At 72.1% G+C, this 23,505-nt stretch carries 22 protein-coding genes; 11 read left to right on the top strand and 11 right to left on the bottom strand.

What is annotated here, in order from left to right; all coding sequences use genetic code 11:
* Window positions 1-123: 123 nt before the first annotated feature.
* From AQI88_RS39375 to AQI88_RS39360, 4 genes are all read right to left on the bottom strand, one after another.
* Window positions 124-3,252: a sacsin N-terminal ATP-binding-like domain-containing protein gene (locus AQI88_RS39375; protein ID WP_067009944.1), complete on the bottom strand. Its 3,129-nt coding sequence runs from the start codon at window positions 3,250-3,252 to the stop codon at window positions 124-126.
* Between the two features lie 149 nt (window positions 3,253-3,401).
* Entirely contained in the window at window positions 3,402-3,935 is a 534-nt protein-coding gene (locus AQI88_RS39370; RefSeq protein ID WP_067009902.1) for a MepB family protein, read from the bottom strand.
* Window positions 3,936-3,954: 19 nt separating this feature from the next.
* On the bottom strand, window positions 3,955-4,194 hold the full coding sequence (locus tag AQI88_RS39365) for a DUF397 domain-containing protein (RefSeq protein ID WP_067009899.1): 240 nt from the start codon (window positions 4,192-4,194) through the stop codon (window positions 3,955-3,957).
* Entirely contained in the window at window positions 4,191-5,033 is an 843-nt protein-coding gene (locus AQI88_RS39360; protein ID WP_067009896.1) for a helix-turn-helix domain-containing protein, read from the bottom strand. The genes AQI88_RS39365 and AQI88_RS39360 overlap by 4 nt, the downstream gene beginning before the upstream one ends.
* Before the next feature lie 112 nt (window positions 5,034-5,145).
* Between AQI88_RS39360 and AQI88_RS44350 the strand changes: the two genes are divergently transcribed.
* The 3 genes from AQI88_RS44350 to AQI88_RS39350 all read left to right on the top strand — a co-directional run bounded on the left by AQI88_RS44350 (window position 5,146) and on the right by AQI88_RS39350 (window position 7,450).
* Window positions 5,146-5,670, top strand: coding sequence for an ATP-binding protein (locus AQI88_RS44350; protein WP_107118793.1), 525 nt, complete (start codon window positions 5,146-5,148; stop codon window positions 5,668-5,670).
* A 138-nt stretch (window positions 5,671-5,808) separates the two neighbouring features.
* Window positions 5,809-6,675, top strand: a complete 867-nt coding sequence (locus tag AQI88_RS39355) for a DNA-binding protein (protein ID WP_067009893.1) — start codon at window positions 5,809-5,811, stop codon at window positions 6,673-6,675.
* A 184-nt stretch (window positions 6,676-6,859) separates the two neighbouring features.
* Window positions 6,860-7,450 (top strand): Uma2 family endonuclease, encoded by a 591-nt coding sequence (locus AQI88_RS39350; protein WP_067009890.1) that lies wholly within the window; start codon window positions 6,860-6,862, stop codon window positions 7,448-7,450.
* Here AQI88_RS39350 and AQI88_RS39345 read toward each other — a convergent pair whose 3' ends face one another.
* Complete coding sequence (locus AQI88_RS39345; RefSeq protein WP_067009887.1) at window positions 7,451-8,377, bottom strand: DUF3027 domain-containing protein; 927 nt, start codon at window positions 8,375-8,377, stop codon at window positions 7,451-7,453.
* Between the two features lie 308 nt (window positions 8,378-8,685).
* On the opposite strand from AQI88_RS39345, the gene AQI88_RS39340 reads away from it, so the two are divergent.
* From AQI88_RS39340 to AQI88_RS39325, 4 genes are all read left to right on the top strand, one after another.
* Window positions 8,686-10,086: an MFS transporter gene (locus tag AQI88_RS39340; protein ID WP_067009884.1), complete on the top strand. Its 1,401-nt coding sequence runs from the start codon at window positions 8,686-8,688 to the stop codon at window positions 10,084-10,086.
* A 62-nt stretch (window positions 10,087-10,148) separates the two neighbouring features.
* Window positions 10,149-10,622 (top strand): DUF2771 domain-containing protein, encoded by a 474-nt coding sequence (locus AQI88_RS39335; RefSeq protein WP_067009881.1) that lies wholly within the window; start codon window positions 10,149-10,151, stop codon window positions 10,620-10,622.
* A gap of 11 nt (window positions 10,623-10,633) precedes the next feature.
* Window positions 10,634-11,380 carry a futalosine hydrolase gene (locus tag AQI88_RS39330; RefSeq protein WP_067009878.1) on the top strand — a complete coding sequence of 249 codons (747 nt, stop codon included), beginning with the start codon at window positions 10,634-10,636 and terminating at the stop codon, window positions 11,378-11,380.
* Window positions 11,367-12,221 (top strand): 1,4-dihydroxy-6-naphtoate synthase, encoded by an 855-nt coding sequence (locus AQI88_RS39325; RefSeq protein WP_067009875.1) that lies wholly within the window; start codon window positions 11,367-11,369, stop codon window positions 12,219-12,221. The genes AQI88_RS39330 and AQI88_RS39325 overlap by 14 nt, the downstream gene beginning before the upstream one ends.
* A gap of 6 nt (window positions 12,222-12,227) precedes the next feature.
* On the opposite strand, the gene AQI88_RS48710 is transcribed toward AQI88_RS39325, so the two are convergent.
* The gene (locus tag AQI88_RS48710; RefSeq protein ID WP_067009872.1) at window positions 12,228-12,611 is read right to left on the bottom strand and encodes a cold-shock protein; all 384 of its coding nucleotides are present in this window, start codon (window positions 12,609-12,611) and stop codon (window positions 12,228-12,230) included.
* A 164-nt stretch (window positions 12,612-12,775) separates the two neighbouring features.
* On the opposite strand from AQI88_RS48710, the gene AQI88_RS48225 reads away from it, so the two are divergent.
* Window positions 12,776-13,039, top strand: coding sequence for a hypothetical protein (locus AQI88_RS48225; RefSeq protein ID WP_067009869.1), 264 nt, complete (start codon window positions 12,776-12,778; stop codon window positions 13,037-13,039).
* On the opposite strand, the gene AQI88_RS39310 is transcribed toward AQI88_RS48225, so the two are convergent.
* Both AQI88_RS39310 and AQI88_RS39305 read right to left on the bottom strand, forming a co-directional pair.
* The gene (locus AQI88_RS39310) at window positions 13,003-13,632 is read right to left on the bottom strand and encodes an HAD family hydrolase (protein ID WP_398698474.1); all 630 of its coding nucleotides are present in this window, start codon (window positions 13,630-13,632) and stop codon (window positions 13,003-13,005) included. The genes AQI88_RS48225 and AQI88_RS39310 overlap by 37 nt on opposite strands.
* 336 nt (window positions 13,633-13,968) lie before the next feature.
* A complete protein-coding gene (locus tag AQI88_RS39305; RefSeq protein WP_067009863.1) occupies window positions 13,969-15,021 on the bottom strand; it encodes a hypothetical protein in 1,053 nt (350 codons plus the stop codon).
* 104 nt (window positions 15,022-15,125) lie between these two features.
* On the opposite strand from AQI88_RS39305, the gene AQI88_RS39300 reads away from it, so the two are divergent.
* Entirely contained in the window at window positions 15,126-17,765 is a 2,640-nt protein-coding gene (locus AQI88_RS39300; protein ID WP_067009860.1) for a helicase C-terminal domain-containing protein, read from the top strand.
* A 69-nt stretch (window positions 17,766-17,834) separates the two neighbouring features.
* Window positions 17,835-19,478 (top strand): DNA repair helicase XPB, encoded by a 1,644-nt coding sequence (locus AQI88_RS39295; protein ID WP_067009941.1) that lies wholly within the window; start codon window positions 17,835-17,837, stop codon window positions 19,476-19,478.
* A 68-nt stretch (window positions 19,479-19,546) separates the two neighbouring features.
* Here the strand turns inward: AQI88_RS39295 and AQI88_RS39290 are convergent, their stop codons facing one another.
* Together AQI88_RS39290 and AQI88_RS39285 are read right to left on the bottom strand one after the other, a co-directional pair.
* Entirely contained in the window at window positions 19,547-19,876 is a 330-nt protein-coding gene (locus AQI88_RS39290) for an SH3 domain-containing protein (RefSeq protein WP_067009857.1), read from the bottom strand.
* 300 nt (window positions 19,877-20,176) lie between these two features.
* Entirely contained in the window at window positions 20,177-20,359 is a 183-nt protein-coding gene (locus AQI88_RS39285) for a hypothetical protein (protein ID WP_067009854.1), read from the bottom strand.
* Window positions 20,360-20,686: 327 nt separating this feature from the next.
* On the opposite strand from AQI88_RS39285, the gene AQI88_RS39280 reads away from it, so the two are divergent.
* Window positions 20,687-22,759, top strand: a complete 2,073-nt coding sequence (locus AQI88_RS39280; protein WP_067009851.1) for a HelD family protein — start codon at window positions 20,687-20,689, stop codon at window positions 22,757-22,759.
* Between the two features lie 12 nt (window positions 22,760-22,771).
* Here AQI88_RS39280 and AQI88_RS39275 read toward each other — a convergent pair whose 3' ends face one another.
* On the bottom strand, window positions 22,772-23,473 hold the full coding sequence (locus AQI88_RS39275) for a copper homeostasis protein CutC (protein WP_067009848.1): 702 nt from the start codon (window positions 23,471-23,473) through the stop codon (window positions 22,772-22,774).
* Window positions 23,474-23,505: the final 32 nt, after the last annotated feature.

The following is a 23,505-nucleotide window of genomic DNA, read 5'->3' as shown; positions in this document are numbered from 1 at the left end:
CATCGCCGCCGAGTCCACGTGATCTTGGGAGCCTGCTGGCTCGCATGATCAGATCCGCGACGCGCGGGAATGGTTGTACAAGATTTGAAGATTTCGTGCGTGACTCGCCGGCAGACCAGCGGATCAGTCGAACCAGCGGTCCCGCGCCAGTTCCTCCGTCCGGGACGAGTCCTCCAGCAGGGCCGCCACCTCGAAGCGGCGCGGCCACTGGCCGGCCGCCCAGGCCAGGCCCGCGGCGACACCCTCCAGGGTGGCCGCGTGCAGAACGCCGTCGTCGGTGAGCCGCCAGTCGATCTCCACGCCGTCCACGACCAGTTCCTCGTGCTCGACGTAGGTCTCCGGGGTGCGCGGACCGAGCAGCACCCGCACCGACTCCGGTACGTCGTGCTCGGCACCCTCGGAGTGCACCTCGCCGGTGACGGACTCGCTCAGCCGCCGCACCTGGAACAGCTCGGCCAGCTCGGCGGCCCGGGACGGCCGGACGGGCAGCAGCGGCACCCCGGAGGTGAACGGCAGCAGATCAGGCGAGTCGACCACCACGGCATCGGCGGCGTCCACCACCGTCACCCGCCCGTCGACCACGGCCCGCAGCTCCTCCGGCAGGGTCACCTGCTCCGGGTCCAGCTCGGCCAGCGCGCCGTACAGCCCGTGCAGCTGGGCCGAGGTGACCGGCCGCTCGGGGTCGGCGATGCGGTCCAGCAGTTCGGCGGCGCCGCCGGGCTCGTCCAGCAGCGCGGCGACGGAGGTCCGTACCCCCAGGGCGCGCAGCACCTGCTCGTCCTCGAAACCGGTGGCGTCGGCCTCGTCGTACAGACCGTGCAACAGCGGGTCCCCGCCGGCCGCGAGCAGACCGGCGGGCCGACGCCCGTCGAGGACCGGGTGGCCGCGCAGCCACCACGCCGTGTACGGCCGTACGACCTCGTGGGTGCCGTCGGGCAGCAGGATGCGCACCGGCTGGGTGAGGGCGTCGCGCAGCGGCCGGCGGGCGATCAGGGCGAGGGCCTCGGGCCAGTGGTCGTCGTCCACCAGGTCGAGGTCGCGTACGGCGACGATCTCGGTGGCGACCGGAGGCACCGGGCTGTCCGGGTAGCGGTCGAGGATGTCCTCGCACCACACGTCCACGGCGTCCAGCAGGCCCGCGTCGTCCGGCTCGGCGAAGTCGCCTTCCCTGGGCTCCAGTTCGTCCGGGTCGAGGACGACGTCCGTGGCGCGGACCAGCGCGAAGTCCGCGAGGACGCCACAGGCGGTGAGGGGCTGTTCGCCCCACTTCGCGGCCAGCTCGGCGTCGACGGCGGCCAGTTCGTCCGCACGGATCACCCGGGCGAAGGCGCTGCCGGGAAAGACCAGCTCGCCGGCCGGGGCGAGTTCGCCGTCCTCGTCGGGCAGGGCGAGGGCGCCCAGCCAGGGCTCGTCACCGGGCTCCAGACCCGCGTCGCGCACCAGGGCGAGGACGGTGTCGGCCAGCTCCTCCGCATCCGGCGCGTCCTCCTCCCACAGCGCGCCGCCCTCGTCGTCCAGCGACGCGGCCACCGCGGTCCGTACCTGCGGGGTGGTCAGCACCGCGCGCGGGGTCGCGGGCAGCGCGCCCAGCTTCTCCAGCAGCGGGTGGGTGGCGTCCTCGTGGGCGACCTTGAGCCCGAGCCGGCCCAGCACGTCGGGGTGGATGAGGGCGGCGTCCGGGGTGGGAAGGAGAACCTGCCTCGGCCCGATGGTCGTACGGCCGTCCGCGAGCGGCACGGGCAATCCCGACAGCCGGTCCGGATCCACCCCGGCGAGGCTGTCGTAGAGCCGCCACCACCAGTCGGGGTCCTTCTCCAGACCGGCGAGCCGGTCGATGGCGTCGGCGAGCGGGAGCCGGGCGACCCCGAGGGTGCGCAGCTCGACGCGCCGTTCGAGCCCGGCGGGAAGGAGGGTCGGCAGCACTTCGGCGAGAACCCGTACGGTGTCCGCCCCTGCCCCTTCCACCACTTCCGCGTCCCGCGGGCGCAGCGCCTCCGGAAGCTCGTCATCGTCCTTGGCGTCGACGGCCGGGGGCAGGAAGGCGGTACGGGGCAGCCGCTCCAGGATGGCCTGCCGCAGCAGGCCGTCCAGCTCGCCCTTGCCCAGCGGCCCCGGTACGAGGTCGATGACGCCGTCGCTCACCGGGCGCCACTCGGCGAGCAGCCCGGCGTAGGCGTCCGCCGCCCGCTGCACCAGGAAGTCGGTCAGCGGACCGGGGGCCGCGTGCCGGCGGGTGGTGTCCAGCGGGAAGGAGGCGATGAGGAGGGCGGGAACGCCGAGGGGCTCGTCGCTGGGGGTGGGCGCGTGCACGACGGCCGCGCTGCGCGGCCGGACGGGCCGCCCCTCGGCATCCGCCGGTACGGCCCAGGTGACCGACCAGTGCGGGCGCAGCCGCTCCTCGACCGGGCGGTCGGCGAGCAGGTCCGGGGTGAGCGGCCCGTGCGCGGAGACGGTACGCCAGCGGGTGAGCCCGTCCCGCGAGTCCTCCACGACGGTGACGGCGCCCTCGGTATAGCGGCGCAGGGTGCGGGGGTCCGCGTCGCCGACCTCGACGACGACCTCCTCCAGGCCCGGCAGGGCGAGGAGCAGGGCGTCGTCCACGGCGTTGAGGAGGCGTTCGGCGAGGTCGGTGGCGGCGGTGTCGCGCAGCGGCAGGATGACGGCGGTGTCGTACGGCTCCGGTGCGGAGCCCTCGGCGGCGAAGGGGAGCCGGAGGAGGGGGACATGCCCGTCACGGCGCCGGATCTCGTCCCCGAGCCCGGGGCTGTGCCGGGCCGTGTCGCCGGCCAGCTCGCGCGCCTCGGCCAGGGACCAGCGGACCCCGCCGTGACGCCCGACGATCGCGGGCTCGTCGGTGACGGCGATCACGGCGGCGAAACCGACCCCGAACCGGCCGACGGCGCCGTGGGTGTCCTGGACGTCCCGCTTGGCCGAGGCACGCAGGGTGGACAGCGACTCGACACCGGTCGCGTCCAGGGGGGCGCCGGTGTTCGCGGCGACCAGGACACCGTCGCGGAGCGTGAGACGCAGCCTGCCCGGTGCTTTCGCCCGTGCGGCGGCGTCGGCGGCGTTCTGGGCCAGCTCCACCACGAGCCGGTCCCGGTAGCCGCCGAGGACCAGGTCCTCCTCGGCGTTGGCGTCCTCACGGAACCGGGCGGGGCTGGTGGCCCAGGCGTCGAGGACCCCGCGGCGAAGACGGGCGGTGCCGAAGGGGTCGGCGCCCTCGGCCGCCGGCCGCACGTACTTGCTCACGTTCACACTCTCCTCATCGACGTGAGGACGAAGGTACAGCGCGAGCGGGGCGGCCGGGGCTCGGGTGGTGGCGGGGTCGAGGGCGTTGCGCACGAGCTGGAACACGTCGACCGCGACCGACAGGTTCTCGGAAAGGTCACTCGGGCAGATCAGACATGCATCTGCGGGTGGTAGAGGACGTGGGAACGCGCCAGGTCGACAAGGTCCTCATCGAGGTGCAGGAAGTAGTTCACCTGCCACGCTTGAGTGCTGCGTGCCTGGCGACTGGTCGTGGTCACCCACGGCGGGTAGACCCGGAACCCGCGCTTCCCGGCCGAGCCGTTCCGGGACATGATCCCGCGCTCGCACAGCACCTCGCGCGGGAACACGAACTGTCCGAAGTGACCGCTGTCGCGGCTGCTGATGATGACGAGGTCAACCCCGTCGTCGGCGTCGAAAGGCCGGATCGGTCCTTCAGGGGACCGCTGCCACACGGTGACGAACTGGCCCACCTTCGTCGGGGTGGTCTTGGCCACGCGGAACCTGACCGAGAGCCCGTCGAGCGTGAACCCGTGAGCCGCGTACTCGGCACTCTCCGGTTCCGGCACTGGCTGTGAGCAGGCAAAGCCGGCCGGGTCGTACACCGATGCCTTCGCCGCCAGGAGGTCACGGTGAAGCCCTGTCCATGGCTGATTCGTCGCCATCCCCTTATGCCAATACAGGTCAGCGGTTGGAGGCGTAGGTCAGGAAGTCTGTCCAGGCGGTGGGGGTGACGGTGAGGATGACGCCGTCGGTTTGCTTGGAGTCGCGAATGTGGATGGCGGGGGGTGCTATCGCCACCTCGACGCAGGAGTCGCCCTCGCTGCCGCTGCTGTAACTGCTCTTGAACCAGTCCAGGGCCACTTCGACGCAGGAGTCGACTTCGTTGCTGCTGCTGTAGCTGCTCTTGAACCAGCGGATCATGTTGCCCCCAGCAGTTGCTCGATGTAGGCCGTCGACTCACGCGGCGTGAGCGCCTGAGCGCGGATGATGCCGTACCGCAGTTCAAGGATACGGAGCTGCCTTGGCTCCTCGACCGCGCGGCCGTTGGCCACGGCTGGAGAGCGTCCCACGGCCGAGCCATCGGCGAACTTCAGCACCTCAATGCTCCCGTCCACCCCGGCGTGTTCCTCGCGCTCCATCGGCATCACCTGAAGCTCCACATTCCGCAATTGCGCCACCTCAAGGAGGTGTTCGAGCTGGCGGCGGAGCAGCTCCCGTCCTCCGAGCGGGCGGCGCAGCGTCCACTCCTCCAGAACGAAACCGAGTTCGGGCGCGGGGTCCCGCTCGAAGACCGACTTGCGGGCCATGCGAGCGGCGAAGAACCGCTCCACCTCGACCTCGGTGTACGCCGGACGCCGCATGGTGAGCAGTACCCGGGCGTACTCCGGCGTCTGGAGCAACCCGTGGATGCTCAGCGGGTCGTAGAGCTGAATCTCGACCGCCTTCGCCTCCACCTCCGCCAGGGCCCGCACTTTCTTGGGATAGCGAACCTTGTCCGTGTCCTCCTTCATCGCAGCGATCAGCCCATCGGCACTCAGTACCTTGTCCGCCTTGTCGAGGAACTCCGGCTGGGGGATCCGCTTACCTCCCTCCACCTTGTAGACCATGTCCTCGCTGTAGCCCATGGCCTTGGCGAAATCGACCACGCGCATACCCACGACCTCGCGCCGGAGCCTCAACTGTCGGCCCACCGTTGCGAGTACGGCGAGCCCCCATTCGTCGTCCGGGTCGACCTCCCAACCCGGCTCCTCCTCGTTCACGGCACCCCTCCATCTCGACAGCCAAGACACCACCGGACAAACCCTCGACAGTGACCCTACGTATCGACCTCGTCACTTTTCACCGTACGCGCGCGCCGCCACTCTGAGTGATGTGAACCAGGAAATCTCCACCCCCGTCCCGAACTTGACCGTGCAGCTGTCCCCCACGCCACGAGGAGCCCGCCTCGCCCGCCTGCTCGCCACCGAACAACTACGCACCTGGGGCTTCCCATTGGACCCAGCGGCGCTGATCATCGCCGAGCTGGCAGCCAATGCAGCCACGCACGGCCGGGTCGCGGGACGGGACTTCCGGCTCACGCTCTACGTCGTCGCCGACACCCTCCGCATCGAGGTGACCGACACACGGGGTGACCAACTCCCCCGCTCCGAACACCCCACCTCCGACGCCGACTCGGGACGCGGACTCCTCCTCGTGGATGCGCTCGCCGACCGCTGGGGCACGACACCGGGGCTGACGCCGCGCAAGACCGTATGGGCCGAGGTCACGCTTCCACCGGCACCCGGAAACCCGTGCCGCGGTCCAAGGGGCGATCTTTCCCAAAGGACTACGAGGGAGAAAGGACCCCACCAAACCCCACCCCTCCCGCCCAAGGCGCACGCTCACTCGCCAGGGTGAACATCGTCAACTCGGCTGGCGTGGCGCCCGGTTCTGCGTTCTACGCTCAGCGCAGCAACCGCACAAAAGCAACGGCCCTCGGCCGGGACTAGCGATCCCGATCGAGGGCCTGACCACCTGGGAAGCAGAACCTTCCCGATGGATAGGCAGAACCCTAGCGCGCCCCCGCGCGCCCAGTCCCGAGTTGTCACCGACAACCACCCGAATCAGCGGTCAGCCTCTGCCCCTACCGGCGGCCTGATCCACGACAACACCCGCCACACGTCCCACTTCACGGTGGTCGGCAACCACCTGGCCCAGCACCCGAAGCTGTCGGGGCTCGCCATCGGGCTCGGCGTGTACATCCAGTCCCTCCCGCCCGGTGCCCGCGTCGACATCAAGACCCTCACCACCCGCTTCCCCGAGGGCTCGACCCGGATCGCAGCGGCGCTGCGGGAGTTGGAGACGTACGGTTACCTGCGCCGCGAGCGCGAACGCGTCCCCGGCGGCCGCATCGTCACCCGCACGGTCTCCTGCAACCAGCCGGGCCGCCGCAGGGACAGCCACGCGCCCAAGGCGGCGGCCGCGCCCCGGAAGAAGAAGGCGCCCCGCAAGGCACTCCCGCCCGTACCGCGCCCGGCCTACCCCTCCCCCACCCTCATCCAGCAGGCCACCGACCTCCTCGCGGACCTCCGCCGCCACGACTCCCGCCTCGTGCTCTCGGCACGCGACACGGCCCACCTGGCCCCCGGCGCCGCCGCCTGGCTGGAACGCGACGTGACCCCCGCAGCCGTACGCCACGCCCTGACCAGGGGCCTGCCGGACGAGCCCCTGTGCCGCCCCGCAGCCCTACTGGCCCACCGCCTGGCCGACCAGCTGCCCCCTCCGCCCCCGTTCCGTGCCCCGGCCCCACCACCCACGGTCCGGCACCCCCTCCAGACCTGCGAAGACTGCGACCGGGCCTTCCGCTCGCCCGCCCCAGGACTCTGCCGTGACTGCCGCACTCCGGTCGGCGCGGGTGTCTGAGAGGGTTCCGCGTCCCGAGCTGACGCCCGACGCCCTGCGTGCAGCCCTTGCCGTCGTCGCTCCGGGGCGCCTGTCCGAGATGCAGGCCATGAAGGACGAGGGTTACCGACCCGATCCCCCGGGGCCACCTAGCATGAAGGCGACGATCCTTGCCCCTGGGCACAGACGACGAGGAGCGAGCGCCATGACCATCGCCCCGGACAACGCACAGCAGGGCGCCTCTCATCGGTATCGGGCCATGCGAGATTTCGTTCAGTCGATGGACGACACCCTGCCCGGCAAGTTCGAGGTCACCAAGGAAGGAATCGTCCACGACATGATGGCGCCCGTCGGTCCGCACGAGCTGACCACCCTGCACCTGCGGAAACGTCTCGAAAAGATGATGCCGGACGAGATCGTGGCGCATACCGGCGAGCCAGACGTCGAGGACGAATCCGAGGCCATCATGCGCCGCCCCGACGTCATGGTGATCGCCCTGGCCGACATGGAAGTCCCGGGGAGCTTCGATCCTCGTACGCTCATCGCCGCCGTCGAGGTCGTCTCCCGCTCCAACCCGGACAACGACTGGGTGAGCAAGGCGCGTGACTACCCGCTGATGGGCATCCCCGTCTACGCGATCTTCGACCCCCGCACCGGCACCGGCGCCGTCCTCACCGACATCCACTCCACCCCCGACGGGCCGCGCTACGCGACCCGCAAGGACTTCGTCTACGGCGAGGACGTCACCATCGGCGACTGGACGATCTCGACGAACGGCCTGCCGCGCTACGAGTGACTACGAGTGCCCCAGTTCCGCCGTCTCCTCGTCCCCCGCCTCCGGAACCGAGCCCGAATCGGAGGCCGGGCGGAGGGGGAACACGTCGACCTTCATCTCGTCGATCACCGGAGGGGCCGGCTGGGGCGCCTTCGGCATGACCGCCGCCTCCGAGTGGCCGCCGCAGCCGTAGGAGAGGGAGACCACGCGGCCGTCGGCGGGGGAGAACTCGTTGGCGCAGACGCCGAAGGCCTGGCCCAGCGAGCCGCCGATGGGGCTGAGGAAGCCGCAGGTCATGCAGGTCGCCGGGGCCGCCTGGGCCATCGGCGTCTTCGGGCCGAACGACTCCTCCCAGCGGTCGGCGGCGATGTGCAGGCCGTAGCGGGAGAGGACTCGGGCGCGGCGCATGCCCAGTTCCTCGGCGAGTGCGGCGATCGAGCCGCGGGTGGGGGTCGTCGGCTGGGTGGCCGGCGTACCCGGAGTCACGTCGGCGTCCTCGGCCTCCGCCAGCTCCGCCATGTCCTCGGACACGAGCGAGTTCGGCAGGGGCTGCTCCTCGCCCGTGTAGCCGGGCTCCAGGCGCAGGTCCTCCTGGTCGGTGGGGAGCAGGTCGCCGGGTCCGAGGTCGCCGGGGCGCAGGCGCTCGCTCCAGGGGACCCACTCGGGGGCGAGGAGGGCGTCGGGGCCGGGGAGGAGGACCACCTCGTCCAGGGTCACGATCTTCGCCCGGGAGGCGCGGGCCACGGTCGCCGCCCAGCGCCAGCCGCGGTAGCCCAGCTCTTTGCACTCGAAGAAGTGCGTGACAACCCGGTCGCCCTCCGACACCAGGCCGACGTGCTCACCGACCACGCCGGGCGCGGCCGCCTCCTCGGCGGCGGCACGGGCGAGGTCGACGGCCTCGGCACACAGGCGGTCGGTGGGGCGGCTTCGCGTTGTCGCTGCGCTCACAGGTATCGCTTCTCTCCTACGCCGTCTCTGAGTGCGGCTGCCTCCGGCGGTGAAGCGGACGGAGCGGACCTGGGGACCGCATCGACGTCTGCACTCCGATCGCGCTCGGGCGCGCCTCTGCCATCCATTGTGCTTGATGGCTGGCTGAGATACGCACGCTACCCCGTCGCCGGTGGTCGGGGACAGTCCGGCGCCTCGCGGCGATGCTTCCCGCGCACCCGCCCGACGCGGCTGGCTGGGAAACAGCCCCCCGGCATCCCGACTCGCTTGGGTTCAAACCGCACTATCGGGCGGTCTCTCGGGGCACTATGAACGACGTGGCAGGCACGGACAGGGGGAGCGTTCGGGGCGGCGGTTCGGGCCGGGTCGGTGGGGCCGTCCGCTCGGTCGGGCGTGCCCTGCACTTTCCCGTGACCGGAACCGCGCGCGGGATCCGGAAGGCCACGCACGCGCATGGCGCCGGCGAGTCGGGGCTGGGGAAGCTCATCGAGCTGCATGCGGTCAACGGAGCCGGTGATGTCATGATCACCGTGGCCCTGGCCTCCACCGTCTTCTTCTCCGTGCCCACCGACGAGGCCCGGGGGCGGGTTGCTCTGTATCTGGCCATCACCATGGCCCCCTTCACCGTCCTCGCCCCCGTCATCGGCCCCCTCCTCGACCGGCTGCCGCACGGACGGCGGGCCGCCATGGCCGCCGCGATGCTGGCCCGGGCCCTGCTCGCGCTGATCATCTCGGGGGCCGTGGCCAGCGGGAGCCTGGAGTTGTATCCCGCCGCGCTCGGGGTGCTGGTGGCCTCGAAGGCGTACGGGGTCGTGCGCAGCGCCGTCGTGCCCCGGCTGCTGCCTCCCCGGTTCTCCCTGGTGAAGGCGAACTCCCGGGTCACCCTCGCCGGGCTCCTGGCCACCGGTGTGGCCGCGCCCATCGCAGCGGGCCTGCATGCCGTCGGGGATCCCTGGCCGCTGTACGGCGCCTTCGTGATCTTCGTTGCAGGGACGTTCCTGTCCTTCTCCCTGCCGCCCAAGGTGGACTCCGCCAAGGGCGAGGGCGTGGCCCTGCTCGCGGCCGACGAAGAACATCTGCACGGGCCGCACCGCAAGCAGGCCAAGCGGCCCGGGCTGCGGACCGTGGGGCCCGCGGTCACGCATGCCCTCGGCGCCAACGCCGCCCTGCGCTGTCTGTCCGGCTTCCTGATCTTCTTCCTCGCCTTCCTGCTGCGCGAGCACCCGCTGACCGGGGAGAGCGCCGCGGTCTCGCTGGGGATCGTGGGCGTGGCGGCGGGCGCCGGCAACGCGCTGGGCACGGCCGCCGGTGCCTGGCTGAAAGCGAGGGCGCCGGAGATCATCATCGTGACCGTCGTCGCCGTGGTGCTCGGTACCGCGATCGTGGCCGCCGTGTTCTTCGGGGCTTTCCTCGTGGCCTGTCTGGCCGCCGTCGCCGGGTTCGCACAGGCGCTGGCCAAGCTGTCCCTGGACGCGCTGATCCAGCGCGACGTGCCCGAGCTGGTGCGCACATCGGCCTTCGCGCGGTCGGAGACGCTGCTCCAGATGGCGTGGGTGTTCGGCGGCGCGGTCGGGATCGTGATGCCGCTCAACGGCTCCCTGGGGCTGGTGGTCGCCGCGGCGATCGTGGCCGCCGGCTGGCTCACCACCCTGCGCGGACTGCTCGCCTCGGCGCGGCACAGCAGCAGACCGCGGGCGCGAGTGGCGTAACGAACCGGGCACGCCGCACCCCACATGGGCGGACGGCTCCGGGTGCCCGATAGCCTTCGGCCATGACCACCCTGCAATCCGTTGTGCGACGCCGCCGCGCCGTCGCCGCCGCCGGCGCCGTTTCTGCCGGACTGCTCGTTCTCTCGGCCTGCGAGAAGCCGACGCCCGTCGCGACGGTCACCGTCGGCCGAGGCTCGGTCAACTCCGAGGCGCTCTGCTACAACGACGGCAAGGCGCTGGACGCCAAGTCGCTCGCGAAGTGCTCGAAAAAGGCCGGCGACATCAAGTCGATCAAGGTGGACCCGGACCAGACGGTCCGCTTCGGCGTCGACCCGAAGATCGCGGACGCGGGCTGGGTGCTCCTCGTGAACGGCCGCCAGTTCACCGACAAGAGCACGAAGACCTACACCACCATCCCGGGCAGTGCGTTCTTCAACGTCCAGTACGGCACCCAGGGCGACACCAACACCGTCTCCATCCAGATGGGCCAGAACCCGGCGAAGGGCCTGTGGTCCTTCAAGCTGAAGAAGGCCTGATCACGCCTTCCGTGCGCGCCCTCGTAGCCACCGCGGTCCCCGCCGAACGGGACGCGGTGGCACGGGCGTTCCCGGGCGCGAATGAGGCGATACGGCTGCCAGGGGGCCCGGGGCGCCCGGGAGACCTGGACGTCCCCGGGGTCTCCGTGGTCCGGACGGCCGCCGGCTACGACCTGCTGGCCGCCGGCGTCGGGCCCGCCCTCGCCGCCGCCTCCACCGCCACCGCGCTCACCGCCGCCGCACTCGGCGGCACCCCTTACGGCCTCGTCGTATCCGCCGGGATCGGCGGTGGCTTCCAGCCCGAGGCGCCGCTCGGCTCGCTCGTGGTCGCCGACGCGATCACCGTGGCCGACCTGGGCGCCGAGACCGCCGACGGCTTCCTCCCGGTCACCGAACTCGGCTTCGGAACCGTCACCCACCGGCCGCCGGCATCACTCGTACGGGGAGTGTCCGAGGCGATGGGGGCACGCCCCGGCACGATCCTCACCGTCTCCACCGTGACCGGCACCGCCGCCCGCGCCGCCGAGCTGCGCGCCCGCCACCCGCAGGCCCTCGCCGAGGGCATGGAGGGGTTCGGCGTGGCCGAGGCGGCAGCCGCGCACGGGGTGCCGGTGCTGGAGATCCGCGCGGTGTCCAACCCGGTCGGCCCGCGCGACCGCGCCGCCTGGCGCATCGGCGACGCGTTCGCCGCCCTCACCGAGGCATTCGGGAAGCTCGCGCCCGCATTGGAGAGTTGGAACCCGTATGACGACCAGTGAGCGGTCCTTGCAGATCGCGTACTCCCCCTGCCCCAACGACACGTTCGTCTTCGACGCCCTCGCCCACGGCCGCGTCCCCGGCGCGCCCGCGCTGGACGTGACCTTCGCCGACATCGACATCACCAACGGCATGGCCGAGCGCGGCGAGTTCGACGTCCTGAAGGTGTCGTACGCCGTGCTGCCGTACGTCCTCGACGAGTACGCGCTGCTGCCGTGCGGCGGTGCGCTGGGGCGGGGGTGCGGGCCGCTCGTGCTCACGCGGGAGGCGGGTACGGACCTGACGGGCCGCACGGTCGCGGTACCGAGCGAGAAGTCGACCGCCTACCTGCTGTTCCGGCTGTGGGCCGCGGACACGTTGCCGGGCGGGGTCGGCGAGATCGTCGTCCTGCCGTTCCACGAGATCATGCCCGCTGTGCGCGACGGCAAGGTGGACGCCGGACTCGTCATCCACGAAGCCCGCTTCACCTACCAGAACTACGGGCTGCACAAGCTGGCCGACATGGGCGAGCACTGGGAGCGCAGCACCGGGCTGCCGATCCCGCTGGGTGCGATCATCGCCAAGCGGTCGCTGGGGGCCGAGACCCTCGGCCTGCTCGCGGACTCCATCCGCGCCTCCGTACGGGCCGCCTGGGACGACCCGGAAGCCTCCCGGCCCTACGTCATGGAGCACGCCCAGGAGATGGACCCGGCCGTCGCCGACCAGCACATCGGGCTGTACGTCAACGAGTTCACCGCCGGGCTCGGCGAGGACGGCTATGCGGCGGTCCGCGGGCTGCTCACGCGTGCGGCGGCCGAGGGGCTGCTGCCGCCCCTCGGCCCGCAAACACTGGATTTCCCGTAGCCGGAATCAGACGTCCAGCTGATCGGCGACGGCCCGCAGCAGGCCCGCGATCTTCTTGCCGGAGGTCTTCTCCGGGTAGCGGCCCTTCTCGAGCATCGGCGTGATGTTCTCGAGCAGGGTCGTCAGGTCCTGCACGATGGAGGCCAGCTCGTCCGGCTTCTTGCGCTGCGCGGCCGCGACCGACGGGGTCGGGTCGAGCACGGTCACCGAGAGCGCCTGATCGCCGCGCTGACCGGCGACGACGCCGAACTCCACGCGCTGTCCCGGCTTGAGCGCATCGACTCCGGCGGGGAGAACCGAGGAATGGACGAAGACGTCACCGCCGTCGTCGCGGGAGAGAAAGCCGAAGCCCTTCTCGCTGTTGAACCACTTGACCTTGCCGGTAGGCACGTCTGTCCTCGTCCTCGTACTCGTTGGGAAAACTACTTCGGAAACGGCTCTTGATAGCACTAGAGCGGGTCGCCGTGACCCGCTGCTACCAAGGCTAATGGTCTTGGCGCGGGTGACAAGACGTCCCCCGGTTGTTCTCTCGGGCTGGGAACTACCCTGGTCCGGTGCGTGACAAAACCCAAACGAATTCCGCCGGGCCCGGTGACCGACTGATCCGCGCCGGTGCAGTGGTGTTCTTCATCGGGGCCGTGGCCACCCTGGTCACCGTCGCCCCGCTGTTCCTAGGTGCGAAGCCTTTTCCGACGTACATGTTCGGGCTGAGCATGCTCATGGCCGTCGGGTTCCTCGTGGCCGGGGCGGGTGTGCTCCGCTCGGTCGCGGCGGGACGGCGTCAGGCGCGCGGAGCTGCGCCGGGGGCCTCGCGGTAGGCGGTCAGCCAGGCCGGGAAGGCGGTGAGGTCGTCGAGTACGACGTCGGCTCCGGCGGCACGCAGTTCGTCGGCGTCGCACGGGCCCGTGGCCACGGCGACGGACAGCGTGCCGGCCGCACGGGCCCCTCGCACGTCACCGACGTGGTCGCCGACGTAGACGCTCGCGCCGTACTCGCGCAGGGCCTCCGCCTTCTGCTCGGCCCACAGGTCGCCGACCACCACGTCGGGCTCCAGGCCGAGGTGCGCGAGGTGCAGCTTGGCGTTCGGCTCGTACTTCGCGGTGACCACCATCGTCCGGCCGCCGACCGCCCGCACCGCCTCGATCGCCTCCTTGGCACCTGCCATGGCGGGGGTCGCGGTGACGGCGATCGACGGGTACATCTCCCGGTACAGATCGGCCATCGCGGGAACCTGCTCGGCCGGGAACCAGTTGACCAGCTCCTCCGCGAGCGGGGGCCCGAGGCGGGTCACCGCCAGATCGGCGTCGATGTACGCCCCGGTCCGCTCCGCCAGGGCGAGGTAGCAGGCGTGGATGCCCGGGCGGGAGTCGATGAGCGTCATGTCTAGGTCGAAGCCGACGGTGAGGGCCATGGGGGACATTGTGCCGTGCGGGTCTACTGGCGGACACCCGCCCTTCGGCCGGGCTTCTGCGTTCCCACCCGCACCACCCGCGCGAGTTCCGCCGCCGGATACGGGTGGCCCCTACGGGGCTGAACCGCCGTTGGCGGGTGCGGGTGGTGACGACAGGGTTTGAATCGGCGTCGACACGCGCGGGTAGCCCCCTGCTGAGCTAACTCGCCATCGGCGGTCCGGGGCGGCCACGTGGGGCTGATTCACCGTCGGCGCGCGGGCGGCGGCCTCAGCTGAGCTGACTCGCCGTCGGCGCGTGCGGGCGGGCCCGGCACCGCTGGCTCGCTGTCGGTGGTGCTAGTGCTTGCGTTGGGAGCGCCAGAGCAGGAACAGGGCCGAGGCTATGGCTGCGCTGCGGATCACCCAGGGCCAGGTCTCGGCCACGGCGTCGTTCATGTGGCCGTGGGGGATGGGAGCGCCCCAGCGGCCGCTGCTGCGGCCCCACAGCCAGACCAGGCCGGACGCCAGCGCGAGGCCGGGTACGCCCAGCACCGCCCATTTGGACTCCGCGGGGGTCAGCCGGCGGGAGCTGTAGGCGATCAGCCAGCCCAGGAGCAGTGCGACCCAGTTGCCGAGCACGGCACCGGCGACCAGTGCGGCGGCGGCCAGCAGGAGGAGGGGGTTGGTCCAGCCGGACGCGGGGCGAGGGAGAGGGAGGAGGCGGCGGGCCGCGGGGGCGGGGGGCGGGGGGCGGCGGATGGACAGGAAGCGGCGGCGGGGGGTGGGTTGCTGGTCCTCGGTGGGCGGCGGGTCCTCCGGGGCTTTTTCCTTTGGTTCCTCCGGCTCGGCCCGTACCTTCTGCGGTTGTTTGAGCAGGTCCGGGATTTCCACCCCGCCGACGAAACCCGGTACGACGTCGTCACCGGCCGCCGGTCCGAACGGGCTGCCCTGCACCCGCCACCAGTCGGGCTGCGTCGCGCTGTCCCCGAGTTCGTGCGCGGCAGCGAGGTGCGGCGGGGACGGTGCGTTGCGCGGGGCGGGCGGCTCGGCCTTCGGCGCGGAGGGGCGTGGCCGGGGGACGATCCTGCGCAGGCCCTTGGGCCGCTCCTCCGTATCAGGCGTGCCCGGCGTATCCGGCTCCCGCTGTACGGGTACGGCGGCGGACGGCGACTGCGGCCGCCCCGCGCCGCCCGCCGCCTCGACCACCTCGTCCGGGGTGCCCAGCAGGTCCAGGATGCGGCGCACGGCGGCGGGACTGTCCACCGGTACCTTGGCCCGGCGCCGGTCGATCTCGTTCCGCAGCTCCGACACCAGCCGCATCCGCGCAGCCGACGGCAGCTGCCGCTGGTGAGCGACATCGCCGACGCGGCTCAGATACTCGTAGACGACCTGGTCGCTTTCGATCCCCACGGAACCCCTCCGGGGTGACGCCGATGAACCCCGCTGAGGAAGGTACCGCTTCTTCCCGGTCGCCCGGAGCCGCTGCACCCGCCCGGTCGGCTACCGTTGGCCGGATGAGCCCCGAGGCCCACTCAGCCCCCCGGTCCCTCGCCGAGTCGCTCCGTATGAGGGACGACGCCTCGCTGGCCGCGCTGCTGCGCAGCCGACCCGATCTCATCACCCCCGTCCCCACCGACCTCACCCAGCTGGCCACCCGCGCCGGCACCCGCGCCTCGGTCCTGCGCGCGCTGGAGCGGCTGGACGCCTTCGCGCTGCAGACCGCGGAGGCCCTGGCCGTGGCCCCGGACCCGGCGTCGTACAGCACGGTCCTCGGTCTGATGGCGGGGAACACCGGAGACGAGACCGTGGCCGCCGCGCTGCCCCGCGCCATCGGCACCCTGCGCGAACAGGCCCTCGTGTGGGGCGACGACGAGCAGCTGCGCCTGGTGCGGACGGCACGGGAGCTGCTCGCCCCGTCCGCGCAGCACCCCTCCCCGACCGGCCTCGGCCCGACCGTGCAGGAGGCCACCTCGGGCATGTCCCCGGGGCGGATCCAGGAGATCGTCACCGCCGCCGGGCTGACCTCGACGCACGACTCGGTCTCGGCGGTGGCCGCGCTCACCGCCCGGTTCACCGACCGAAAGACGATGTCCGCGCTGCTCGCCGAGGCCCCTCAGGCCTCCCGCGAGGTGCTGTCCCGGCTGGTGTGGGGGCCGCCGTACGGTCAGGTCACCCCCGACCCGGCCGCCCATCTGCGCTGGCTGCTCGACCGCGGCCTGCTGCTGCCGACCGCCCCGGGCACGGTCGTCCTGCCCCGCGAAGTGGCCCTGCATCTGCGCGAGGGCCTTGCCCACCGTGCGCCCGAGCCGCTGCCGCCCGCCGTCGAGCCGGCCGCCACGCATGCTCCCCAGGTGGTGGACGCCACCGCGGCCGGGCAGGCGTACACCGCGCTGGCCACCGTCGAGGACCTGCTGAAGGACTGGGACGAGGGCGGCCCGACCGTGCTGCGGGCCGGCGGGCTGAGCGTGCGGGACCTGAAGCGGACCGCCGTCGCCCTGGACGTGCCGGAACCGGTCGCCGCCTTCTGGGTCGAACTGGCCTACGCGGCCGGTCTGCTGGCCTCCGACGGCGAGGCCGACGAGCGGTACGCGGCCACCCCCGCCTACGACGAGTGGCTGGAGCGGCCCCCCGCCGAGCGCTGGGCGCGGCTCGCCGAGGCCTGGCTGACGGCCACCCGGACGCCGGGGCTGGTCGGCGGGCGGGACGCGAAGGACCGTACGTTGTCCGCGCTGGGGCCGGGACTCGACCGGTCCGCCGCGCCCGAGGTACGGCACCGGGTGCTGACCCTGCTGGCCGGCCTGCCGCAGGGCACCGCCCCGAGCGCCGAGTCGGTGCTGGCCCGGCTGCGCTGGGAACGGCCGCTGCGCGGTCAGGCGAAGGACGCCCCGCGCGAGCGGAGCCGAGCGTGGGGGAGCGACGGCGGCGACGACGATCTGCGCTCCCGGCTGGCCCGCTGGACCCTCTCGGAGGCGGAACAGCTCGGCATCACCGGACGCGGGGCGCTGTCCGCGCACGGGCGGGTGCTGCTGGGCGCACCGGCGGCCACACCAGCCACCTCGGCCGCATCGGCCACATCCACTGCATCAGCCACATCGGCCGGCTCCGGCATCCCGGAGCCCTTCGGCGCCCCGGGGGCTTCCGGTCCCGGCGACAAACTCCCCGTCCACCACCGCCCGGCCGCCCCCGTAGAGCCCCGCTCCCCCGCCGAGCAGGCCGTCGCCACCACCGCCGCTGCCCGCCTCCTCGCGCCCCTGCTGCCCGAACCCCTGGACCATGTGCTGCTGCAGGCCGACCTGACGGCGGTGGCCCCCGGCCCGCTGCAGCGTCCCCTCGCCGCCATGCTCGATGTCCTCGCGGACGTCGAGTCCAAGGGCGGCGCGACCGTCTACCGCTTCACGCCGGCCTCGGTCCGGCGCGCCCTGGACGCCGGCCGGGCCGCCGCCGACCTGCACGCCTTCCTCACCGCGCACTCCCGCACACCGGTCCCGCAGCCGCTCGCGTACCTGATCGACGACGTGGCCCGCAAACACGGGCACCTGCGGGTGGGCGCGGCCTCGGCGTACGTGCGCTGCGACGACGACGCCCTGCTGAACGAGATCCTCGCCGACAAGCGGGCGGCCGCCCTGCGGCTGCGCCGCCTCGCCCCGACCGTGCTGGCCGCCCAGTCGGACCCGGCCACGCTGCTGGAGGGCCTGCGCGCGATGGGCTGTGCGCCCGCCGCCGAGTCCGCCGAGGGCGATGTGCTGATCACCCGCGCCGACGCCCACCGCACCCCGCCGCGCACCGCACCCGAGCCGGTGCCGGAGGGCCCGCCGCCGCCCGATGGCACGCTCCTGTCGGCCGCGATCCGCGCGATCCGGGCGGGCGACCTGGCCGCCACCGCCCCGCGCAAGACCGCCGGGGCGCCGCTGGCGGGCGGCAAGCTGCCCCGCACGTCCTCCGCCGAGACCCTGGCCACCGTGCAGGCCGCCGTATTGACGGGCGGGTCCCTGTGGATCGGCTACGTCAACGCCGAGGGTTCCGCCAGCCAGCGCGTCATCGCCCCGATCCGCGTCGAGGGCGGTTTCGTGACGGCGTACGACCACACGGCCGACGAGGTACGGACGTATCCGCTGCACCGGATCACGGGGGTCGCGGAGCTGGCGGACGACTGACCCTGATCATCGGCCTATAGGGCACACTGGACGTTTGGCCGTTGAGGAAGAGGAAAGGGTGTGCCGCGCGTGAATGGGCCGCTGATCGTCCAGTCCGACAAGACCCTGCTCCTGGAAGTCGACCACGAGCGGGCCGACGACTGCCGTCGGGCCATCGCGCCCTTCGCCGAGCTGGAGCGGGCCCCCGAGCACATCCACACCTACCGGGTCACGCCGCTCGGACTGTGGAACGCGCGGGCGGCCGGACACGACGCCGAGCAGGTCGTGGACGCGCTGGTGCAGTACAGCCGGTATCCGGTGCCGCACGCGCTGCTCGTGGACATCGCCGACACGATGGACCGGTACGGGCGGCTCACCCTCAGCAAGCACCCCGCGCACGGACTCGTCCTCACCACCACCGACCGGCCGGTGCTGGAGGAGGTGCTGAAGTCCAAGCGGATCGCGCCGCTGGTCGGCGCCCGCATCGATCCGGACAGCGTCGTCGTGCACCCCTCCGAGCGCGGGCAGATCAAGCAGGTGCTGCTGAAACTGGGCTGGCCGGCCGAGGACCTCGCCGGGTACGTGGACGGCGAGGCGCATCCGATCGAGCTGCTGGAGGACGGTTGGGCGCTCAGGCCGTACCAGAAGCAGGCCGTGGAGAACTTCTGGCACGGCGGCAGCGGTGTGGTCGTACTCCCCTGTGGTGCCGGAAAGACGCTCGTCGGCGCCGGGTCCATGGCGCAGGCGAAGTCCACCACCCTCATCCTCGTCACCAACACCGTCTCGGCCCGGCAGTGGAAGCACGAGCTGGTGAAGCGGACCTCGCTGACCGAGGACGAGATCGGCGAGTACAGCGGGACCAGGAAGGAGATCCGCCCGGTCACCATCGCCACCTACCAGGTGCTGACGACCAAGCGGAAGGGCGTCTACCCGCACCTGGAGCTGTTCGACTCCCGCGACTGGGGCCTGATCGTCTACGACGAGGTGCACCTCCTTCCCGCTCCGGTCTTCAAGTTCACGGCGGACCTCCAGGCCCGGCGCCGCCTCGGCCTGACCGCGACCCTCGTCCGTGAGGACGGCCGCGAGTCGGACGTCTTCTCCCTCATCGGGCCCAAGCGGTTCGACGCGCCCTGGAAGGAGATCGAGGCGCAGGGCTACATCGCGCCCGCCGACTGCGTCGAGGTCCGGGTGAACCTGACCGACTCCGAGCGGCTGGCCTACGCGACGGCCGAGACCGAGGAGAAGTACCGCTTCTGCGCCACCACCGAGACCAAGCGGAAGGTCACGGAGGCGATCGTCCGCCGCTTCGCCGGGCAGCAGATCCTCGTCATCGGGCAGTACATCGACCAGCTGGACGAGCTGGGCGAGCACCTGGACGCCCCGGTGATCAAGGGCGAGACGTCCAACGCCCAGCGCGAGAAGCTCTTCGACGCGTTCCGCGAGGGCGAGATCAGCGTGCTCGTCGTCTCCAAGGTCGCCAACTTCTCCATCGACCTGCCGGAGGCCACGGTCGCCGTCCAGGTGTCCGGCACCTTCGGCTCCCGCCAGGAGGAGGCCCAGCGCCTCGGTCGCGTCCTGCGCCCCAAGGCCGACGGCCACCAGGCCCACTTCTACTCGGTCGTCGCCCGCGACACCATCGACCAGGACTTCGCCGCCCACCGCCAGCGGTTCCTGGCGGAGCAGGGGTACTCGTACCGGATCGTGGACGCGGACGAGATCCTGGCGGAGGGCTAGGCGAAGGCACGTGGGCCAGGCGAAGGCACCTGGTCCAGAGGCACCTGGTCCGGAAGAAGGCGTACGGCCTAGAAGAAGGCGTGCTCCTCCATCCAGCCCTTGGTCTTGCCGAACTTGCCGTAGTACCAGCTACCGTTCTTGGCGGTGCAGTACACGCGCACGCTGTTGCCGGCGAACACGGACTTCTTCACCTTCGACCCGAAGCTGGGGCTGGTGTACATGTCGGCGTGGTCCCACTGGACGACCTGCAGGGTCTGGTCCTTGATGTTCTTGGTGCACGCGGAGGAGCCGACCGCCGAGGCGGTGGGAGCGGCCAGGAGGGTGGCGCCGAGGGCGAGCGCGGTGGCGGCGGTCAGCCCGCTCACCGCCTTGCGGAACGGCAGCTTCGAGAAGGGCATGTCAATTTCCCCGTTTGCTCGGACGAACGGATCGGACAACGGCTGATCATGGTGGCACACGCCCCTGGGAGCCTGAGCGCCAGGACCGGGTAAGGGGCCGCCAACAGCCGGTGCCATCGGGGAAGTTCGGGGTCCGGGGTGCCCTCGTGGGGCTGCGTTCGTGATCCGTCTCTCCTGCGCGGGCGCAAACGAGAGGCAGCGGGCCGGGAGGGCGGCGAGCAGGAACGCGTTGCCCGCCAGGAAGGCCGCCTTCAGGTCCGGGACCGGGATCAGCTCCCTCGGCCCGGTGGACCTGTGCCGTTACTTGCGGTGTATGCCCGCTTCCTCGCCGTACTCGCCGAGGATCACGACGCTGAACGCGGCCTCCACGAACACCTTGACGGCGCGCAGGGCGTTGCCCAGCGGGTGGTGATGGGGGCCGTCCACGGCCGTGGCACCGGACGGGGGCCGGACAGGGACTGGAGAAATGGTTGCTGCGCTCATGCCTCCATGGTGGAACTTCGGGCGCCGATCCGGCATCGGTCTCCGGGTCCAATTCCCGGGGCCCGCGCGTAGCCCTCCGGGTGGACGCCCGCCCTACACCGGGAGGGCCGCGTCCCCTAGGGGCGAGCCTCTGCGAGGCCTCTGCGAGAGCTCCGCGCGACCTCCGGAGGACCCCGCACGGAAATTCATTGGCCCCCTCCCCACCGCTTCACCTAAAATCTCCGCTCTTGCCCGCCTCCCCGAGGGAGTGCCGCCGCCCGGCCGGAAACCGGACGGCATTCGTCGTAGCCACGCATCGCACCCAGCAGGCCCACCGGAGGCACCCCCTTGTCGACGCCCGCCCACGAACCGCTCGACGCCCCCGTCGCCGACCCCCTCGCTCGCGAGCGCTCCCACCTCGGCGCCTCCCGGTCCGCTCTGCGCGCCATGCGCGAGGACGTCGAGGCGCTGGACATCAAGGACGTCGCCGCGAACTGGGTCAACGCCCAGGTCCTCGCCCGCCAGATCGACGAGCGCATCAAGGCGCTGGCCGACCTCAGCGACACCCCCCTCTTCTTCGGGCGGCTCGACTACCTGCACGCACCGGGCGCCGCGCAGGCCGAGGGGGCGGAGGGCGAGCGGTTCTACATCGGGCGGCGGCACGTACACGACGCCGACGGCGACCCCATGGTCATCGACTGGCGTGCCCCGGTCTCGCAGCCGTTCTACCGCGCGTCCAAGAAGGACCCGATGGACATCGGGCTGCGCCGCCGCTTCGGCTACACCGGCGGCGACCTGACCGCGTACGAGGACGAGCACCTGTCCGACCCCGCTGATCCATCGGAGACCGCCTCCACCAGCAAGCTGCTCCAGCAGGAGATCGAGCGGCCCCGCGTCGGCCCCATGCGGGACATCGTGGCCACCATCCAGCCCGAGCAGGACGAGATCGTCCGCAGCGGGCTGGGCGGGACCGTGTGCGTCCAGGGCGGCCCGGGCACCGGAAAGACCGCCGTCGGCCTGCACCGGGTCGCCTACCTGCTCTACGCCCACCGGGAGCGGCTCGCCCGCACCGGCACGCTCGTCATCGGCCCGAACAGGTCCTTCCTCCACTACATCGAGCAGGTCCTCCCGGCGCTCGGCGAGTTGACCGTGCAGCAGGCGACCGTGGACGACCTGGTCGCACACGTGGAGGTGCGCGGGACGGACGACGCGGCCGCCGCGATCGTCAAGGGCGACGCCCGGATGGCCGAGGTGCTGCGCCGGGCCCTGTACTCCCACGTGACCATGCCCGCCGAGCCGGTCGTCGTGGTGCGCGGCTCGCGGCGCTGGCGGGTTGCGGCCTACGAACTGGAGTCCATCGCCCGGGAGTTGCTGGACCGGGACATCCGCTACGGCGCCGCCCGCGAGGCCCTGCCGCAGCGCATCGCGCACGCGGTGCTGGTGCAGATGGAGCGGTCCGGGGAGGCGCCCGACGACCGGGTGCAGGACGCGGTCGCCCGCAACAGCGCGGTGAAGGCGGCCGTGAAGGCGGTCTGGCCGGCGGTGGACCCGGCGAAGCTGGTCCTGCGCCTGCTGACGGACGCCGACTTCCTCGCCGAGCACGCCGAGGGGATCCTGGACGAGGACGAGCAGAAGACGATCCTGTGGGCCAGGCCGGTGCGCAGCGTGAAGTCGGCGAAGTGGTCACCGGCGGACGCGGTGCTGATCGACGAGGCGGCCGACCTGACCCAGCGCACGCACTCGCTCGGGCATGTCGTCCTGGACGAGGCGCAGGACCTCTCCCCCATGCAGTACCGGGCCGTCGGCCGCCGCTGCACCACCGGCAGTGCGACCGTCCTGGGCGACCTGGCGCAGGGAACCACGCCCTGGGCGACGCGGAGCTGGGAGGAGGCGCTCGCCCACCTCGGCAAGGGCGAGGGGATCATCGAGGAGCTGACGGCCGGTTTCCGTGTCCCGACGGACGTGATCACCTACGCCTCCCGCCTGCTGCCGCACATCGCGCCCGGCCTCACTCCGGTCGCCTCGGTCCGTGAGAACCCGGGCTTCTTCGAGGTCCGTACGGCGGCGGAGACGGCCGAAGTCGTCGCCGCCTGCGAGGAGTTGCTGCGCAACGAGGGCTCGACGGGCCTGATCGCGGCCGACGCCCGCATCCCGGCGCTCGCCGGGGCCCTGTCGGCGGCCGGGATCACCTGCCTGGCGCCGGGCGAGGAGACCACCCGCGAGACCCGCCTGACCCTCGTCCCGGCCTCCCTCGCCAAGGGTCTGGAGTACGACTACGTGGTCCTGGACGAGCCGCAGGCGGTGGTGGACGGCGAGCCGGACGAACGCACGGGCCTGCGGCGCCTGTACGTGGCCCTGACCCGAGCGGTGTCGGGCCTGATCGTGACGCATTCGGCACCGCTGCCTGCACAGTTGGGCTGAGTGAAACAGGGGCTACTCCCTGTCCAACGCCCTCCGCCACTCCCGCACGGCCCCCTCGGAAACCGGCCCCGCCCAACCCGCGGAGCGCGCGGCGCCGCCGATGTGGAAGGCCGTGATCCCGGCGGCCCGGAGCCGTGGCACATGATCGAGGCGCAGCCCGCCGCCCACCAGGATCTGCTGCTCGTACCCGGGCTCCCCGCCGTGCGCCGCCTCGGCGAGCAGAGTGGGGAGCCCCTCGTCCACGCCTTCGGCCGCGCCCGCCGTCAGGTAGGTGTCCAGGCCGGGCAGGTCGGCGAGCTGCTTGCGCAGGGAGTCGCGGTCGGTGGCCCGGTCGATCGCCCGGTGGAAGGTCCAGCGGCAGCCGTCCAACGCGGCCACGACCCGTTCCACCGCGGCCAGATCGACGCCCCCGTCCGCGTCGAGGAACCCGAGCACGAACTGGTCGGCCCCGGCCTCCCGCAGCTCGCCCGCCACCCGCACCAGGCGGTCCACGTCCTCGGGGTCTCCCGCCGCGAACCCGTCCGCCGGCCGCAGCATCACGCGCAGGTCGATGTCGACGGCGGCCCGGATCGCGGCGACGGTGGCGGCCGACGGGGTGAGGCCGTCGGCGGCCATCTCGGTGACCAGCTCCAGGCGGTCCGCGCCTCCGGCCTGGGCGGCGACCGCGTCCTCGACGTCGAGGGCGATCACCTCCAGGACTGCACGCTTGCTCATGGCACCCCATTCATCGGCCGACTACAGGTCTA

Origin of the sequence: Streptomyces cellostaticus, assembly GCF_001513965.1 — a bacterium.
Taxonomy (GTDB): domain Bacteria; phylum Actinomycetota; class Actinomycetes; order Streptomycetales; family Streptomycetaceae; genus Streptomyces; species Streptomyces cellostaticus.
Note: the sequence above shows the minus strand (reverse complement) of the source record. Positions and strands in the feature narration are given on the sequence as shown.

Coding starts and splice junctions, on each gene's coding strand:
- AQI88_RS39310 (WP_398698474.1), bottom strand. CDS start 13,632: ATGGCCCTCACCGTCGGCTTCGACCTAGACATGACGCTCATCGACTCC.
- AQI88_RS39275 (WP_067009848.1), bottom strand. CDS start 23,473: ATGAGCAAGCGTGCAGTCCTGGAGGTGATCGCCCTCGACGTCGAGGAC.
- AQI88_RS39340 (WP_067009884.1), top strand. CDS start 8,686: ATGAACGACGTGGCAGGCACGGACAGGGGGAGCGTTCGGGGCGGCGGT.
- AQI88_RS39350 (WP_067009890.1), top strand. CDS start 6,860: ATGACCATCGCCCCGGACAACGCACAGCAGGGCGCCTCTCATCGGTAT.
- AQI88_RS39290 (WP_067009857.1), bottom strand. CDS start 19,876: ATGCCCTTCTCGAAGCTGCCGTTCCGCAAGGCGGTGAGCGGGCTGACC.
- AQI88_RS39355 (WP_067009893.1), top strand. CDS start 5,809: ATGGATAGGCAGAACCCTAGCGCGCCCCCGCGCGCCCAGTCCCGAGTT.
- AQI88_RS39365 (WP_067009899.1), bottom strand. CDS start 4,194: ATGATCCGCTGGTTCAAGAGCAGCTACAGCAGCAGCAACGAAGTCGAC.
- AQI88_RS39370 (WP_067009902.1), bottom strand. CDS start 3,935: ATGGCGACGAATCAGCCATGGACAGGGCTTCACCGTGACCTCCTGGCG.
- AQI88_RS39285 (WP_067009854.1), bottom strand. CDS start 20,359: ATGAGCGCAGCAACCATTTCTCCAGTCCCTGTCCGGCCCCCGTCCGGT.
- AQI88_RS39325 (WP_067009875.1), top strand. CDS start 11,367: ATGACGACCAGTGAGCGGTCCTTGCAGATCGCGTACTCCCCCTGCCCC.
- AQI88_RS39300 (WP_067009860.1), top strand. CDS start 15,126: ATGAGCCCCGAGGCCCACTCAGCCCCCCGGTCCCTCGCCGAGTCGCTC.
- AQI88_RS39335 (WP_067009881.1), top strand. CDS start 10,149: ATGACCACCCTGCAATCCGTTGTGCGACGCCGCCGCGCCGTCGCCGCC.